Annotated in this window: 13 protein-coding genes; 3 read left to right on the forward strand and 10 right to left on the reverse strand. The window is 65.4% G+C overall.

Going from position 1 to position 15585, the window contains the following annotated elements; translation table 11 throughout:
* Positions 1–78: 78 nt before the first annotated feature.
* Together trxB and PanNE5_RS00850 are read left to right on the forward strand one after the other, a co-directional pair.
* Positions 79–1035 carry a thioredoxin-disulfide reductase gene (gene trxB, locus PanNE5_RS00845; protein ID WP_026132246.1) on the forward strand — a complete coding sequence of 319 codons (957 nt, stop codon included), beginning with the start codon at positions 79–81 and terminating at the stop codon, positions 1033–1035.
* 98 nt (positions 1036–1133) lie between these two features.
* Entirely contained in the window at positions 1134–1811 is a 678-nt protein-coding gene (locus PanNE5_RS00850; protein ID WP_017235377.1) for a Smr/MutS family protein, read from the forward strand.
* A gap of 221 nt (positions 1812–2032) precedes the next feature.
* Here PanNE5_RS00850 and PanNE5_RS00855 read toward each other — a convergent pair whose 3' ends face one another.
* The 5 genes from PanNE5_RS00855 to PanNE5_RS00875 form a co-directional block, all read right to left on the reverse strand.
* On the reverse strand, positions 2033–2371 hold the full coding sequence (locus PanNE5_RS00855; RefSeq protein ID WP_150552012.1) for a P-II family nitrogen regulator: 339 nt from the start codon (positions 2369–2371) through the stop codon (positions 2033–2035).
* A gap of 87 nt (positions 2372–2458) precedes the next feature.
* Positions 2459–4561, reverse strand: a complete 2103-nt coding sequence (locus PanNE5_RS00860; protein WP_261939003.1) for an NAD(+) synthase — start codon at positions 4559–4561, stop codon at positions 2459–2461.
* Positions 4562–4716: 155 nt separating this feature from the next.
* On the reverse strand, positions 4717–5853 hold the full coding sequence (locus tag PanNE5_RS00865) for a GNAT family N-acetyltransferase (RefSeq protein WP_261939004.1): 1137 nt from the start codon (positions 5851–5853) through the stop codon (positions 4717–4719).
* 172 nt (positions 5854–6025) lie between these two features.
* On the reverse strand, positions 6026–6553 hold the full coding sequence (ppa, locus tag PanNE5_RS00870; RefSeq protein ID WP_150564321.1) for an inorganic diphosphatase: 528 nt from the start codon (positions 6551–6553) through the stop codon (positions 6026–6028).
* A 102-nt stretch (positions 6554–6655) separates the two neighbouring features.
* Positions 6656–7840 (reverse strand): alpha-hydroxy acid oxidase, encoded by a 1185-nt coding sequence (locus tag PanNE5_RS00875; RefSeq protein WP_261939005.1) that lies wholly within the window; start codon positions 7838–7840, stop codon positions 6656–6658.
* A 151-nt stretch (positions 7841–7991) separates the two neighbouring features.
* Between PanNE5_RS00875 and PanNE5_RS00880 the strand changes: the two genes are divergently transcribed.
* A complete protein-coding gene (locus PanNE5_RS00880) occupies positions 7992–8867 on the forward strand; it encodes an IclR family transcriptional regulator (RefSeq protein ID WP_261939006.1) in 876 nt (291 codons plus the stop codon).
* 38 nt (positions 8868–8905) lie between these two features.
* On the opposite strand, the gene PanNE5_RS00885 is transcribed toward PanNE5_RS00880, so the two are convergent.
* The 5 genes from PanNE5_RS00885 to PanNE5_RS00905 form a co-directional block, all read right to left on the reverse strand.
* Positions 8906–9817 carry a dihydrodipicolinate synthase family protein gene (locus tag PanNE5_RS00885; RefSeq protein ID WP_261939007.1) on the reverse strand — a complete coding sequence of 304 codons (912 nt, stop codon included), beginning with the start codon at positions 9815–9817 and terminating at the stop codon, positions 8906–8908.
* 47 nt (positions 9818–9864) lie between these two features.
* On the reverse strand, positions 9865–11571 hold the full coding sequence (locus tag PanNE5_RS00890) for an ABC transporter permease subunit (RefSeq protein ID WP_261939907.1): 1707 nt from the start codon (positions 11569–11571) through the stop codon (positions 9865–9867).
* 99 nt (positions 11572–11670) lie between these two features.
* Positions 11671–12816, reverse strand: coding sequence for an ABC transporter ATP-binding protein (locus PanNE5_RS00895; RefSeq protein WP_261939008.1), 1146 nt, complete (start codon positions 12814–12816; stop codon positions 11671–11673).
* A 45-nt stretch (positions 12817–12861) separates the two neighbouring features.
* Entirely contained in the window at positions 12862–13905 is a 1044-nt protein-coding gene (locus PanNE5_RS00900; protein WP_261939908.1) for an ABC transporter substrate-binding protein, read from the reverse strand.
* Positions 13906–14119: 214 nt separating this feature from the next.
* Positions 14120–15556 (reverse strand): FAD-binding oxidoreductase, encoded by a 1437-nt coding sequence (locus tag PanNE5_RS00905; RefSeq protein ID WP_261939009.1) that lies wholly within the window; start codon positions 15554–15556, stop codon positions 14120–14122.
* Between the last annotated feature and the right edge of the window lie 29 nt (positions 15557–15585).

Below are 15585 nucleotides of genomic sequence, written 5' to 3' on the forward strand. Positions count from 1 at the left end.
CAATCCCCGCGCCGCGCCATCGCGGTGCAGGATCGGATCGGGCGCCAGCCCCCATCCCTTTCCGGTGAGTTCTCGTTCATGTCCGTTGCCAAGCACGCCAAAGTCCTGATTCTCGGTTCCGGCCCCGCCGGTTACAGCGCCGCCGTCTATGCCGCGCGCGCCAACCTCAAGCCCGTGCTGATCACAGGCATCGCCCAGGGCGGCCAGTTGATGACCACGACGGACGTCGAGAACTGGCCCGGCGACCCGACCGGCGTGCAAGGCCCCGAGCTCATGGCCCGCATGCAGGCCCACGCCGAGCACTTCAATACCGAGATGATCTTCGATCACATTCACACGGTGCATCTGAATGAGCGTCCGCTGCGGCTGATCGGCGATTCCGGCGAATACACCGCCGATGCCCTGATCATCGCCACGGGTGCCTCGGCACAATATCTCGGCCTGCCGTCGGAAGACGCCTTCTCGGGCCGCGGCGTGTCCGCCTGCGCCACGTGCGACGGCTTCTTCTACAAGGGCAAGGAAGTCTGCGTGGTCGGCGGAGGCAACACGGCCGTCGAAGAAGCGCTGTACCTGTCCAACATCGCCAGCAAGGTCACCGTGATCCATCGTCGCGACAAGTTCCGCGCCGAGCCGATCCTGATCGACCGTCTGCTGGAAAAGGCCAAGCAAGGCGCAGTCGAACTCAAGTACGACACTGTGCTCGATGAAGTCACCGGCGACGACTCGGGCGTGACCGGCATCCGCATCAAGAACGTGAAGACCGGCGCCAGCGAAGCCATCGCGCTGCATGGCGTGTTCATCGCCATCGGCCACAAGCCGAACACCGACATCTTCGAAGGGCAGCTCGAGATGAAGAACGGCTACATCGTCACGCACAGCGGCCTGAACGGCAACGCCACGGCCACCAGCGTGCCGGGCGTGTTCGCGGCAGGCGACGTGCAGGATCACGTCTACCGTCAAGCCATTACCAGCGCCGGCACGGGCTGCATGGCCGCGCTCGACGCCCAGCGTTACCTCGAAAACCTCGACCAGTAACCGCTGAATGACCTGCGACGGCGCCCTCGCCACGTGAAATTTCATACGCTGGGGGCGCCGTTGTCGTTTGATCTCCCACCGACCTTGTTCGCACGACCATGAGCAAGAAGCCTCCCAGACTCGGCCTCGGCGATCTCGCCGGCCTGCGCGACGCGATCGCCAAGGATTCGGCCGCGCGCGAAGCCGAACGCCTAGCCGCAGCCAAACGCGCCGCGCAAGCCAAGCGCGACGCCAACGTGTTCCGCGACAGCGTGGGCGACATCGCCCCGATCGCTCGCAAGGGCGCGACCGATCGCGTGGAGCATCCGCGCCAGCCGCCCGAGCCGGTGGCCCGTCAGACGCAGGAAGACGAAGCGGCCGTTCTGCACGAATCGCTGTCGGACGAGTTCGACCCCGAAGCCCTGCTCGACACCGACGATCGCCTGTCCTATCGCCGCCCCGGCATCAGTCACGACGCCCTGCTCAAGCTGCAGCGCGGCGAATGGGTGGTGCAGGCGCAGATCGACCTGCATGGCATGCGTCGCGACGAAGCCCGCGAGGCGCTGTCCGCCTTCCTGAACGACGCCGTGAAGCGCGGCCTGCGCTGCGTGCGCGTAATCCACGGCAAGGGACTCGGCTCCGTGAACCGCGAACCCGTGCTCAAGGACAAGGTGCGAGGCTGGCTGGCGCAAAAGGACCAAGTGCTGGCCTGGGCGCAAGCCCAAGGACGCGACGGCGGCAGTGGCGCGTTGGTCGTTCTGCTCCAGGGCGCGCAGACGCGAGCACCGCGCGGCTAGTCCACGCGCCCCGGCGCGCGCCGAACACACCACGTCGCACGCCGCCGCACACGCCTCCGCCGTCGCAGGCGTGGCAAATGTCGCAAAGGTCATCGCCGCAACTTACGCGCCATCAACGCCAAAGGGCGACGCCGCCTGCGCAGTCGTCGCCCTCCTCCGTCCAGCCCTTTGCGTCTCGCCCCGCTCGCCGCCGCAACCTCGCGACGACGCCCGAGCCGGCGTCAGACCGCTTGCTCGCCCTCTTCTCCCGTACGAATGCGGATCACGCGCTCGACATCGGTCACAAAGATCTTGCCGTCACCGATCTTGCCGGTGCGCGCCGCGCTCAATACCGCGTCGATGACCTGATCGGCCTGTGCCGAGCCGACCACCACTTCGATCTTGATCTTCGGCAGGAAGTCGACCACGTACTCGGCGCCGCGATACAGTTCCGTGTGACCCTTTTGACGGCCGAAGCCCTTCACTTCCGTGACGGTCAGGCCGGTCACGCCGACTTCGGCCAGCGCTTCGCGGACTTCGTCGAGCTTGAAGGGTTTGATGATGGCAGTTACGCGTTTCATTGTCGCCTCGATATCTTGGTTGGATTGTTCTGAGAATTCGCCGGGCTATTGTACCGGTCCGCGCAAGGCGCGCCGATCACAGTATGCTCAGGCATGCGGGTCGTCGGGCACGGTGTCCAGGTCGGCGAGCCACACCACCGACTCCGAATCGCTCGGTGCCCGCCAGTCGCCGCGCGGTGAGAGCGACCCGCCCGTGCCGACCTTTGGCGCGTTCGGAATGCACGACCGCTTGAACTGACTGGTGCGGAAGAACCTGTCCAGAAAAATGCGCAGGTTTCGCTTGATCGCCACCAGATCGTACGCGTGATGCGCAACGTGTCCTTCGTCCGGCCAGCGTCCCGTCGACGCGTCGTGCCACGCGCTCCACGAGAGAAACGCCACCTTGCGCGGTGCGTAGCCGAAACGCAGCGTGTAGTAGAGGTTGAAGTCCTGCAACGCGTAAGGCCCGATGAAATGCTCGGTGCGCTGTTCCGGCGCGCCGTTGGCCTTGCCCGGTACGAGTTCCGGGCTGATTTCCGTCTCCAGGATATCGATGAGCACGTTGCGACGCGATTCGGCGTCCTTGCCAGCCTTGCTCGCGGGCTTGGCCGACGCCGCGCCGCCCAACTGCCCGGTTTCCGCCACCCATCGCACGAGGTGCATGATGAGCGTCTTGGGCACGCTGGCGTTCACGTTGTAGTGCGACATATGGTCGCCGACGCCGTACGTGCACCACCCCAGTGCCAGTTCGCTCAGATCGCCGGTGCCGATCACGATCGCACCCAGGTGATTCGCGAGCCGGAACAGATGATTGGTACGTTCACCGGCCTGCACGTTCTCGAACGTGATGTCGTAGACTTCATCCCCCCGCGAAAACGGATGGTCGAGGTCTGCCAGCATCTGCATGCAACTCGGGCGGATGTCGATCTCACGCGCCGTGCAGCCTACCGCCGCCATCAGCTCGCGCGCCTGTCGCAGCGTTCGCTCGCTCGTGGCGAAACCGGGCATGGTGTAGGCAAGGATGTTCGTGCGTGGCAGCCCGAGCCGATCCATGACCTTCGCGCACACGAGCAGCGCATGCGTCGAATCCAGGCCACCGGACACCCCGATCACGACCTTCTGAATCTTCGACGAGGCCAGACGCTGCATCAGCGCCTGCACCTGGATGTTGTAGACCTCGTGGCAGCGCTCGTCGCGACGACGCGGGTCGGACGGCACGTACGGGAAGCGTTCGATGGCGCGCGCGAGCGGCAGCTCGGCGTTGCGCGGCATCGCGACATCGACCTTGATGGTGCGAAAGCGCGCCACCTCGTCGGCATGGCGCCGCACCGACACGCCGAACGTCGTCTGATGCATGCGCTCGCGCGCGAGCCGCTCCAGATCGACGTCCGCATAAATCAGATGCGAGTCGCTGGCGAAGCGCGCCGACTCGGCCAGCAGGTCGCCGTTCTCGTAGATGAGCGCCTGGCCATCCCACGCGAGATCAGTCGTCGATTCGCCCTGCCCGGCCGACGTATACAGATAAGCGGCGAGGCATCGCGCCGACTGTTGCCCGACCAGTTGGTGGCGATAGGCCGACTTGCCGACGACCACGTTAGATGCCGACAGGTTCACGAGTACCGTCGCGCCCGCCAGCGCCGCGAACGACGACGGCGGCACGGGCACCCAGACGTCCTCGCAAATCTCGCAGTGAAAGCGCAGCAACGGCTGGTCGGCCGCCTCGAAGACGAGCGCACCGAACGGCACCTCGTCGCCAAGCAGTGTCACCGTGTCGACGCCCGCGTCATCGGCCGCGTTGAACTGACGCGCTTCGTAGAACTCGCTGTAGTTCGGCAGGTAGGTCTTGGGAACCACGCCATGCACGCGTCCGCGCGCGACGACCACTGCGCAGTTGAACAGGCGTTGCTGCACGCGCACCGGCATGCCCACGATCAGCGCGGCACCCAGTTCGAGGCTCGCCGCCACGATGTCGGCCAGCGCCACGTTGCAGGCGTCGAGCAATGCACGTTGCTGGAACAGGTCTTCGCAGCTATAGGCGGGAATGCCGAGTTCAGGGAAGGCGACGAGCACGGCGCCCGCGGCATCGGCCTGCTTCGCGAGCGCAATGGTCTGCGCGGCGTTGTAGGCAGGATCGGCGACACGGCATTGCGGCACTCCGACGGCCACACGCGCGAAATCGTGATTGTAGAGATTGAGAAATCGGTTGGTCATGTCGGCGGCTACGAGGCATCGTCCCTGTGCCGATACGATGGCAGACGAAGGCACCATGGGCCGTCGCCCGCCCGGCGCGAGCGGCGGACGTGAGGATCACCAGTATATTACGCGCGACGCCACCATGCCGGGCGACGGCGCCGGGTGCTACGGCGTCAGGATGCCGGGCGTTTGAACGGCGTGTGGGCCTCCAGCTCGCCGATATGCTCGTCCATCGCCGAGGTCTCCGCATCGAGAAACTCGGCAATGGCATCGGCGAAGCGCGCATCGGCAATCCAGTGGGCCGACCAGGTAGGCGTGGGCAGCAGACCGCGCGACATCTTGTGGACGCCCTGCGCGCCGCCCTCGAAGCTGCGCAGCCCACGCGCGATGCAATACTCGATGCCCTGCGCGTAGCACGTCTCGAAGTGCATGCCGGACACGAATTCGGTCGTGCCCCAGTACCGTCCATACATCGTGTCGCCACTCACTACATTGAGCGCGCATGCCAACGGCTCGCCGTCGCGCTCCGCCATGACGAGCAACAGCGTGTCGGGCATCGCCGAATGCCACTGATCAAAAAAGGCGCGGGTCAGATACGGCGCATTCCAGTGTTCGCGATACGTGTTGTCGTAGCACTGATAAAAGAAATCGAGCGCGGCTTCGTCGATGTCGGCACCGCGCAGCCACCGGTACGTTACCCCGGCATCGCGCACGCGCCGGCGATCCTGTTTGAGCTTCTTGCGCTTTTCCTGATTCATCTGCGCGAGAAACTCGTCGAACGAGGCGACGCCCGGGTTCTCCCAATGAAACTGCACGCCTTCGCGCAGCGCATAGCCCGCCTCGGTGAGTGCCGCCAGATCGTCGTCATGCGCGAACAGCACATGAATCGACGACAACTCGAGCTGCTTCGCGAACGCGATCGCGCCGCGTGCGAGTGCGACCCGGTCGGCGTGGGTGCGCGCCAACAGACGCGGCCCCGTCACGGGCGAGAACGGCACCGCGCACAGTAGTTTCGGGTAGTAGTTCAGGCCATGACGCGCAAATGCCTCGGCCCATGCGTGATCGAACACGTACTCGCCGCGCGAATGCGATTTGACGTAGAGCGGCATGGCCCCCACGAGGCTATCGCCGGCCTGCATGAGCAGATAAGCCGGCTGCCAGCCGGTGCGTTTCGACGCGCATCCGCTCGTATGCATCGCATGCAGGAACGCGTGCTGCACGAACGGGTTGCCGCGCGCGAGCGCGTTCCACGCGTCGGGCGGCACGTCTTCAATCGATTGCACTACACGGATGACTACGTCGCTGCTCACCGCTCACCTCGTCTGCAAACCCGTGGGCCGACGTTGCGGCCGCCGGCATTGATCCATCGAACTGGCAGCCATTGTCGCCGAACTTGGTGCAGCTTTCAGCGGGCAACAAAAAAACCCGGCACACGGCCGGGCTTCTATAGCGTTGACGAGCGACGCCGCAGGCGAAAATCGCTTACTTCTTGGCGTTGGCCACGCCATCGACGATTTCCTTGTGGGCAGCTTCAACGCCTTCCCATCCCTCGATCTTGACCCACTTGCCCTTCTCGAGCGCCTTGTAGTTCTCGAAGAAGTGCTTGATCTGATCCTTCAGGTAACCCGGCACGTCGTCGATCGACTTCATGTGCGCCGTCATCGGGCAGATCTTGTCGACCGGCACGACCACCAGCTTGGCATCCACGCCCGACTCATCGGTCATGTTGAGCAGGCCCAGCGCGCGGCAGCGCACGATCGAGCCAGCCAGCAGCGGGAACGGCGTGACGACCAGCGCGTCGACGGGGTCACCGTCACCGGACAGCGTTTGCGGAATGAAACCGTAGTTGGCCGGGTAACGCATGCCCGTACCGATGAAGCGGTCGACGACCAGCAAGCCCAGTTCCTTGTCCGCCTCGTACTTCACCGGGTCGCTTTGCGCCGGGATCTCGATGATGACGTTGAAATCGTTGGGGATGTCCTTGCCGGCAGGCACGTGGTTGAAGCTCATGATGGCATTCCTGTGTATGAAAAAGGGCACGCCGCCGCACGGCGTTCGCGCCCGCCAGCCTGCCGGATGCCACGCCGCCCGACGGCAATCGGGCGCGGAACATTATAGCGGGTTTGCCTGATTCGCCTGTATTGACGGCAGCCGGACCAGCCGCTGCGACGTGAGGTCGCGCACGCTTGCACAGCCCAGCAGTTGCATCGCCGTGTGCAACTCGCCCAGCAACAGCGCGAGCACCCCGGCCACGCCCTTGCCGCCACAGGCCGCCACGCCATACAACGGCGCACGGCCAAGCAACACCCCCTTGGCCCCCAGCGCAACGGCCTTGGCCACGTCGGCGCCACGCCGCACGCCGCCATCGACAAACACCGCCATCGCGGACCCGCGAGCGCTCACCGCATCGACGATCGGCGGCAGCGCCTCGAGCGGCGCGAGCGTGCTGCCCAGTTGCCGCCCGCCGTGATTGGACACGACGATGCCATCCGCGCCGTGCGCCTGCGCCAGTCGGGCGTCCTCCACGGTCTGGATGCCCTTGACGAGCACTTCACCGGGCCAGTGACGGCGCACCCAGGCCAGATCGTCCCAGCCGAGCGACAGATCCATCTGACGGCTCAGCACCGCCGCATGTCGCGCCAGATCCGCACGCTCGCCCACACTCCTGGCGATGTTGCACAGTTGCGGCGCGCCATGGGCCAGCATCTGCCAGCTCCAGTGCGGATGCCGCATGCAGTCGGCAATGAGCCGCGGCGTCATGCGCAACGGCAGTTTGAAGCCGTTGCGCGTGTCGTGATCGCGCTTGCCATGCACCGGCGTGTCGACCGTCAACAGCAGCGTGCGGAAACCCGACTCACGCGCGCGGCCCATCATGCTTTCGGCAATGCGACGGTCCTGCTGCACATAGAGCTGGAGCCACATCTCGCCGTCGGGCACCGCCGCGCGAACGTCTTCCAGCAGCGACGTCGATGCCGTCGACAGCACGAACGGCAGCCCGGCATCGGCGGCCGCGCGGGCGAGCCGCTCATCCGCCTTCGGCCAGAACAGGCCGTTCAAGCCGGTCGGCCCCACGGCCATCGGGGCGGCGGCGTCACGTCCCCAGAACGTTGTCGCGCTCGAACATTGCGACGTATCGGTCATCACGCGCGGCGCAAAGCCCCACTGCGCGAACGCATCACGGTTGCGGCGCAGCGCGTCGCCGTCTTCCGCCCCACCCTCCAGGTAATCGAACGCCAGCTTCGCCAGACGCCGCCGAGCGGCCCGGCGGTAATCCTCCACGCAAGAAAACGCGTGCATTGCTCCCCCCTATCCTCAAATGCCCCCGTGGCAGCCGCCACGCGGTCTCAATGCGTGTCCCACAACACGACGTGCCGGCAATTCGTCACTTGCACACAAACAATTGCATTACAATCACAATCGTTACAATCCGAACATATTGGTGCATTCCATGCCGCGCTTGCCCGCCCGGTCATCCGGCCGTACTGAAGACGCGCCGGCCGCCACGCCAGCCAAATCCGCCAGCGTGTCGGACGCTGCGCCGTCGACGCCCCGCTCGTCGCTCTTCGTCGGATCCACCGAAAAGACGTTTCAGGTGCTGCACGCCTTCGACGGCCCGGCGCGCTATATGACGCTTGGCGACATCGCCAAGGCGGCAGGGCTCGATCGCAGCGCCACACAGCGGCTCGTGCACACCCTCGAAGTGCTCGGCTACTTGTTTCGCGTGCCCGAGACCCGCACCTACGGTCTGACCACCAAGGTGCTTCAGTTCTCATACAACTACATTCGCGCGAACGATCTCGTCGAGAAAGCCGCGCCGTATCTCCTGGACATCTTCCGCCGCGTTGGCGAGACGACCAACCTGCAGGAGCTGGACGGCCATGAGATCGTGTACGTCGCGCGCTTTCCCGGTCAGCATCTCGTGAATATCGGCATCGTCGTCGGCGCCCGCCTGCCGGCGATGTTCACCGCCTCCGGCATCGCCATGCTGTCGCGCCTGCCCGACGCACGCGTGCGGGAAATCCTCGCGAATACGTCGCTCGAACCGATGACGCCGTACACCACGACGGACGAGAAGAAGCTCCTCGAACGCATCCAGACCGCTGCGCGACGCGGCTATGCCATCGTCGAAAGCGAAACCGTGATGGGGGACATCTCGGTCGCCGCCCCCATCACCGATCACGATGGATACGCCGTCGCGGCCATCAACATCTCGGTGCCGACCTCGCGCTGGACACGCGAGCGCGTTGAGGCCGAACTCGCGCCGCACGTGCAGGTCGCCGCCACCTCGATCTCGAAGTCTCGAATCTCGACCTTCCGCCGCTGAATCTCGCCAGCGGCGGAAGGTCAAGACCGCGTCCGGCCTCAGCGGCCCTCGAAGATCGCCAGTTGCTTGGCCAGTTCCTCGCGCAATTGGGCCGACAGCGCCGGTGCGGGCGGCACCAGCGGAGCGAGCATCGCCGGCGCGTCGACGCCGATCAGGTCCATCACCGACTTCATCGGCCCCGGGTTGGTCTCGGCAAACGCCAGGTTCATCAGCGGAATCAGCGAGCGGTGCAATTCAAGCGCGTCGGCCGTCCGGCCTTCCGACGCGAGCATGAAGATGCGCTGCCATGCGCTCGGCAATAGCGATGCGGTCACCACGATGCCGCCGCGAGCGCCCGCCGCCACATGCAACGGGAACAACGTGTCTTCGCCACTCAGCACGGCGAACGACGCATCGATGCCCGCGATCGTGCGCAGGAAATGCCACATGTCGGTGTTGCAGGCCTTCATGCCGATGATGTTCTCGTGGCGCGACAGCTCGTGCAGCACTTCCGGGGCAATCGCGATGCGCGTGCGATACGGAATCTCGTAGATCAGGATGGGCACCGGCGACTCGTCGGCATAGCGCAGGAAGTAGTCGCGGATACCGGCTTGCGTCGGGTTGGTGTAGTACGGCGTGAGCACGAGCAGGCCGTCGGCACCCGCTGCCGCGAAGTCGCGACCGGCTTCGATGGCGTCGTGATAGCCCGGGTCGAGCACGCCCGCGATCACCGGCACGTCGCGGCCGTGCGCCTGCACTTCCTGTGCCGTGAGTTCGGCCATGCGCACGCGCTCGGCGCGCGAGAGCGCCCCATACTCGCCGGTGCCGCCGAGCGGCACCACGCCGTCGATGCCCTGCCCCAGCAGATACCGCATCAGCGCGCGCGCCGCATCGGTGTGAATCGTGTCGTCGGCGTTCACCGGCGTGGGAATCGCCGGCAGAATGCCCTTCAGTTGTGCAGAGCGAAGCATGTGTTAAACGTCCGTGAATCGTGAGTTCGGTGAAATCGGATACCGCATCAGGTCGCGAGGCTGCGCCGGCGCAAGCGCTCGGCCACCCAGATGAGTGCGGCGATAAAAAGGAACAGGCACGTGGAGACCGCGGCGATCACCGGCGAGATCTGCATCGTGATCTCGTCCCAGAACTGCTTGGGCAGGGTGGTCGACAGGCCGCCCGACGTGAACAGCGCAATCGTGAGTTCATCGAACGACGTGGCGAACGCGAACAGGAACGACGAAAGCAGGCCCGCGCCGAGAATCGGGAACGTCACGCGGCGCAGCGTCGCCCACGGACGCGCCCCCAGGCTGTAGGCCGCCAGGTCGAGGCGCGTGTCGTAGTTGCGCAGTACCGCCATCATCGTGATGACGACATACGGCACGGCCACGACGGTATGCGCGAGGGTCAGCCCGACGCTGGAGCCCACCAGACCGATCTTGGCAAAGAAATAGAACACGCCCACGGCCAGGATCATGCGCGGCACCACGATGGGGGCGAGCACGAACGCGAGCATCGCCGACTTGCCGCGCATGCCACCGCGCACCAGCAAGAACGCGGCCGGCGTGCCGATCAGCATCGACAACAGCCCCGCACCGATCCCGACGAGCATCGAGCGCGTGACCGCCTGCATCCACAACGGGGAATCCCAGATCTGCTGATACCACTGCAGCGAGAAACCCTTCGGCGGCCATGCCAGGCCGGACGCCGAGTCGAACGACATCGGAATCATCAGCAGCGCCGGTGCGGCAAGAAACACCACCAGCAGGACCACAATCGCACGCAGCACGCGCCCGTCGCCCTGCTCGCCCTTGTGACGCGGCATCGCACGCAACAGCAGATCGGTGGCACGGCCCAGCGCCGAGAGCACCGTCTCGCCCAGCGCCCGGCTCCATCCGCCGCGCCGCTTGCCGGTCTTGACGTCGCCTGCGCCGCCGGCCATCGTCGACAGCCCGACCAGGCGGTCGTAGACGAAGAACACCACCAGCACCACGGCGAGCAGCAGCACCGAGATCGCGCCCGCGAAGCCCCAGTTCAATGCCTGCATCACCTGATCGATGATGAGCTGCGTAATCATCGTGTCGTGACGACCGCCGAGCAGCGTCGGCGTAATGAAGAAGCCGATCGACGTGACGAACACCATCAGCGCGCCGGCGGCCACGCCCGGCAGCGACAAGGGGAAATACACCCGCCAGAACACGGTGCCGGGGCGCGCGCCCAGCGTCGATGCCGCGCTCGGCAGACGACGGTCGATGTTCTCCATGACGGAGAGCATGGTGAGCACCGCCAGCGGCATGAGTGCATGCACCATGCCCAGCAACACGGCCGGAAAACTGTAGAGCAGCGAGAGCGGCGCATCGATCAGACCCAGATCGAGCAACGTTCGATTGATCACGCCGTTGCGGCCGAGCAGCACCACCCAGGCAAACGTACGCACGAGAAAACTCGTCCAGAACGACAGCAGGAGCCAGAACAACAACCGCTGCTTGCGCGCGCCGCTCAGTGTCGAGAGCCGATATGCAATCGGATAGCCCGTGAGCACCGCGAAGAAGGTCGTGTATAGCGAGACCTTGAGTGTGATGAGCAACACCTCGACGTACACCGACGAGGCGAACAAGCGCTGATATTCGGCGAGCGTGAAGCCGCTCTCGCCGCGAATGCTCAGCAGCAGCAGTTGACCGACCGGATAAATCAGCATGACCGCCAGCAGAATGACGATGGGCGCGGCCATGAGCAGCGGGCGCAGGCGCGCACGCCAGCGGGCCCGGCGCGGCGCCGGCTGAGCGGGACGGGACGACGAAGGACGAACCACGGCGGATGCACTCATCGCTTACCCCGCGATCGCCACGGCGTCATCGGCACGCCATGCGAGGCCGAGCGTCTGCCCGATCTCGAAACGTTTGCCACGACGATGTGTCGGGAACGACGCCACGAGCGACTTGCCTACGCCGCCCCCCTCGCCCACCGCCCCGCCCATCACCGACGACTGCAGGTACAGCTTCGTCATGCCGCCCGTGACCATGATGTCGGTGAGCTTCGCCGAGATCGTCGCCACGCCATCGCGGTGCGCGCCATCGCCGCCGACGGCGCCATCGTGGATGTGCAGGTTCTGCGGACGCAGCAGCAGCTTGACCGCACGGCCCGGCTCGACCATGGGGTCATAGACCATCGCGCTGGCGCCCTGCGCACCTTCCACGCCCGGCATCGCCACGCGCACCTGATCGCCCGCACGCTCAAGCACGGTGGCGTCGAGCAGGTTGGACTCCCCGAGGAAATCGGCCACGAACACGCTCGACGGACGGAAATACAGGTCGTCCGGCGTGCCCAGTTGCGCAATTTCCCCGGCGTTCATCAGGCAGATGCGATCGGACATCGTCATCGCTTCTTCCTGATCGTGCGTCACGTACACGATGGTGGTGCCGAGTTCGCGGTGAATACGCTTGATCTCGAGCTGCATGTGATCGCGCAATTTCTTGTCGAGCGCGCCCAGCGGCTCGTCCATCAAAATGATCGACGGCCGGTAGACCATGCAACGCGCGAGGGCGATGCGCTGCTGCTGCCCCCCCGAGAGTTCGCGCGGATAGCGCTCTGCCACATGCGGCAGATGCACCATCTCCAGCGCGTTCATGACCATCTTGCGAGCGGCCTGTGCGTCGGTGCGACGCATTTGCAACGGGAATGCGATGTTCTCCGCCACGGTCATGTGCGGGAACAGCGCGTAGTTCTGAAACACCATACCGATGTCGCGCTCGTACGGCGCGCCGTACGTGACATCGGTCCCATTGATGCGGATGGCGCCCGCATCGGGCTGCGACAGACCCGCGATGAGCGAGAGCAAGGTGGTCTTGCCCGAGCCGCTTGGGCCGAGCAAGGTCAGGAATTCGCCCTGGGCGACATCGAGGTCGGTCGGGGCAAGCGCGACGAAATCGCCGTAGCGCTTGGACAGACCCGACACTTGGAGATTGGCAACGGTCATGAGATCAGCACCCTAGAATGCATGAAACGGAACGGCAGGTGAGGATCAGGTCAGGATCCAACGGTTGAAACGCTCGAGCGCCACGCTCTGGTTCTGCTGCCAGAACTTCGCGTTGATCTGCACGCCACTCTTCATGTTCTCGGGGAACGTCGGGCAGTGCTTTGCAATCTCGGGCTTGACGTAATTGAACGCCTCGGGCTGCGTCAAACCGGCCGGGAAGAACTTGGTCAGTTCGGCCTGACGCTTCGGATCGCTCACGAACTTGATGAACTCGCGGCAAGCACCGGCATTCGGCGTGCCCTTGAGGATCGACCAGTTGTCACACCCCCAGATGTTCTGGTTCCACACGATCTCCACGGGCGCGCCGTTGGCCTGCGCCGACTGCGCGCGCGAAGCCCACGTGGCCACCATGTCGACTTCGCCCGAGCCCAGCATCTGTTCGAGTTGTGCGCCAGTGGTCCACCACACGTCCACATGCTTCGCAATCTTGTCCAGGCTCTTGAATGCACGGTCGAAGTCGCACGGATAGACCGACGCAGGCGCCACGCCATCGGCCAGCAGCGCTTCTTCGATCGTGTCGAACGGGTACTTGCGGATGGCGCGACGGCCCGGAAAATCCTTCACGTTCCACAGATCGGCCCACGACGCCGGCGCCTTGCGGCCCTTGAACGCATCGGTGCGATAAGCGAGCACCGTCGAGTAAATGTTGGTCCCCACGCCAAACGGCGACATGTACTGCGAGGGAATCTTCGCGATGACGGGGTCCGACTCGAGACCGTGACGCTCCAGGTACTCCTTGCCGCCCCCGGTCAGCAGCAGAATCGCGGGCTGGCTGATCTTGGCCATGTCCCACGTGTAGCTGCCCGCCTCGACCATGCTCTTGATCTGCGCGGTCGGCTCCGCGTTGGCCTGCACGCCCACGACCTCGATGCCCGTCGCCTTGGCGAACGGCTTGTAGAACACGGCGTCGTACGCCTTGTTGTAGATGCCGCCATCGTCGCGCACGACGATGCGCTTGGTGGCGGCGCGCGAGGACGTCCACACGAACGGGAACGCCACGGCGGCGGCACCTACGAGCGCCGTCTTCATGGCCGTGCGGCGGCCCGGCTGTGCGAGCGACGCAGCGTCGTTGTCGGCGTGGGTGTCAGCGAGGTCAACGGTATCGAGCGGGCTTGCGAAGGGCTTGCGTTTCATCTTGGTCTCCGGTCTTGACTGGGAGGGTGGGCGCGGTGGCGGTGTGCGACTTCGGCACAGCCGCCGCGCGCGCGGTTATGGCAAAACAAACAGCAATGCGTGAAATGACTCAGGGAACGAGACGTCCCGGATTGAACAACTGCTGGGGGTCGAGCGCCGCCTTCACGGTGCGCATGAGGGCGAGTTCGGCCGGCGCCTTGTAGCGCTGCATGAGCGGCAAGCCCGTCTGCCCGACGCCGTGTTCGGCACTGAACGTACCGGAGAGCCGTGCGGCCACGTCGTTCACACAGGCGCGCAGGGTGTCGGCCATCGACGCACTGTCGGCAAGCGCCGCCCACGCGGCAAACGAGAACATCGGGATGAAGTGCACGTTGCCGTCGCCCATATGGCCGACGATGGCGATGTCGAGCCCCGGCACGACGGCGTGCACGGCGCGCGTGGCGGCATCGATGAATTCGGACACGCTCGACACTGGCACGGCGCAATCCGTCGTGAGCCCGACGGTGGTCTTTTTGTTGGCTTCGCTCACGCTGTGGCGCACTTCCCAGAGATCGGCGCGCTGCGTGTCGTTCGCCGCGATGACGGCGTCTTCGACCAGCCCTTGCTCGATGGCCTCGCCCAGCGTCTGCGTCAGCACGGCTTCGAGCCCTTCGGCGTCGCGCGTGTCGCTCAGCTCGACCAGCACATGCCAGGCATGCGCGTGCGCGAGCGGATTTCTGCGATTCGGCACGTTGGCCAGCACCAGATCGAGCTGGTGACGATTCATGATTTCAAAGGCCGACAGGCGTGAGCCGCAAGCGCTCTGGAACCTACCGAGAATCTGTTGCGCGGCGGCGGGATCGCGCGGCGCAAACCACGCGAGTGCATGCTGCGTGGGCAACGGATGCAGCTTGAGCGCGGCGGCCGTGATGATGCCCAGCGTGCCCTCCGCGCCGATGAACAGATGCTTGAGATCGATACCGGTGTTGTCCTTGCGAAGCGCGCGCAGTCCCTCCCATACCGTGCCGTCCGCCAGCACGACTTCCAACCCCAGCACATTCTCGCGCGTGTTGCCATAGCGCAGCACGCTCGTGCCGCCCGCATTGGTCGAGAGCGTGCCGCCAATCTGACACGACCCTTCGGCGCCGAGGCTCACCGGATACAGGCGTCCGACGCCAGCCGCCGTCTCCTGCACAGTTTTCAGGATGCACCCGGCTTCGACGACCATCGACCCGTTGGCCGCATCGACCTGCCGAACGCGACGCATGCGCGCCAGGTTCAGAATGACAGGCGCCGGGCCGTCGGTTGGCGGCACCGCCCCGCCGCACAGGCTCGTGTTGCCGCCCTGCGGCAGGATCGGCACGCCCGCGGCGGCGCACAGCCTGACGACATCGCTCACCTGCGCGGTGGTCGAGGGCAGCACGACACACAGCGCCTCGCCCCGGTAACGGCCCCGCCAGTCCTCCGTGTAACCGGCGGTATCGGGCGCATCGCTGAGCACGGCCTGGGCGCCCAGCGCGTCTCGCAACCGAGGGATCAGTGTTTCACGCGTCACTGCGTCGTTCATTGCCTGCGGACTCCTGAATACTTCCGTTC

Source organism: Pandoraea sp. NE5 (assembly GCF_024363545.1).
Classification (GTDB): Bacteria; Pseudomonadota; Gammaproteobacteria; order Burkholderiales; family Burkholderiaceae; genus Pandoraea; species Pandoraea cepalis.

What these genes read in the sequence shown, in the direction of transcription:
- PanNE5_RS00895 (WP_261939008.1), bottom strand. Translation starts at nt 12,816, where the DNA reads ATGACCGTTGCCAATCTCCAAGTGTCGGGTCTGTCCAAGCGCTACGGC.
- PanNE5_RS00860 (WP_261939003.1), bottom strand. Translation starts at nt 4,561, where the DNA reads ATGACCAACCGATTTCTCAATCTCTACAATCACGATTTCGCGCGTGTG.
- PanNE5_RS00905 (WP_261939009.1), bottom strand. Translation starts at nt 15,556, where the DNA reads ATGAACGACGCAGTGACGCGTGAAACACTGATCCCTCGGTTGCGAGAC.
- PanNE5_RS00850 (WP_017235377.1), top strand. Translation starts at nt 1,134, where the DNA reads ATGAGCAAGAAGCCTCCCAGACTCGGCCTCGGCGATCTCGCCGGCCTG.
- PanNE5_RS00900 (WP_261939908.1), bottom strand. Translation starts at nt 13,905, where the DNA reads ATGAAGACGGCGCTCGTAGGTGCCGCCGCCGTGGCGTTCCCGTTCGTG.
- PanNE5_RS00885 (WP_261939007.1), bottom strand. Translation starts at nt 9,817, where the DNA reads ATGCTTCGCTCTGCACAACTGAAGGGCATTCTGCCGGCGATTCCCACG.
- trxB (WP_026132246.1), top strand. Translation starts at nt 79, where the DNA reads ATGTCCGTTGCCAAGCACGCCAAAGTCCTGATTCTCGGTTCCGGCCCC.
- PanNE5_RS00880 (WP_261939006.1), top strand. Translation starts at nt 7,992, where the DNA reads ATGCCGCGCTTGCCCGCCCGGTCATCCGGCCGTACTGAAGACGCGCCG.
- ppa (WP_150564321.1), bottom strand. Translation starts at nt 6,553, where the DNA reads ATGAGCTTCAACCACGTGCCTGCCGGCAAGGACATCCCCAACGATTTC.
- PanNE5_RS00855 (WP_150552012.1), bottom strand. Translation starts at nt 2,371, where the DNA reads ATGAAACGCGTAACTGCCATCATCAAACCCTTCAAGCTCGACGAAGTC.
- PanNE5_RS00890 (WP_261939907.1), bottom strand. Translation starts at nt 11,571, where the DNA reads ATGGCCGCGCCCATCGTCATTCTGCTGGCGGTCATGCTGATTTATCCG.
- PanNE5_RS00875 (WP_261939005.1), bottom strand. Translation starts at nt 7,840, where the DNA reads ATGCACGCGTTTTCTTGCGTGGAGGATTACCGCCGGGCCGCTCGGCGG.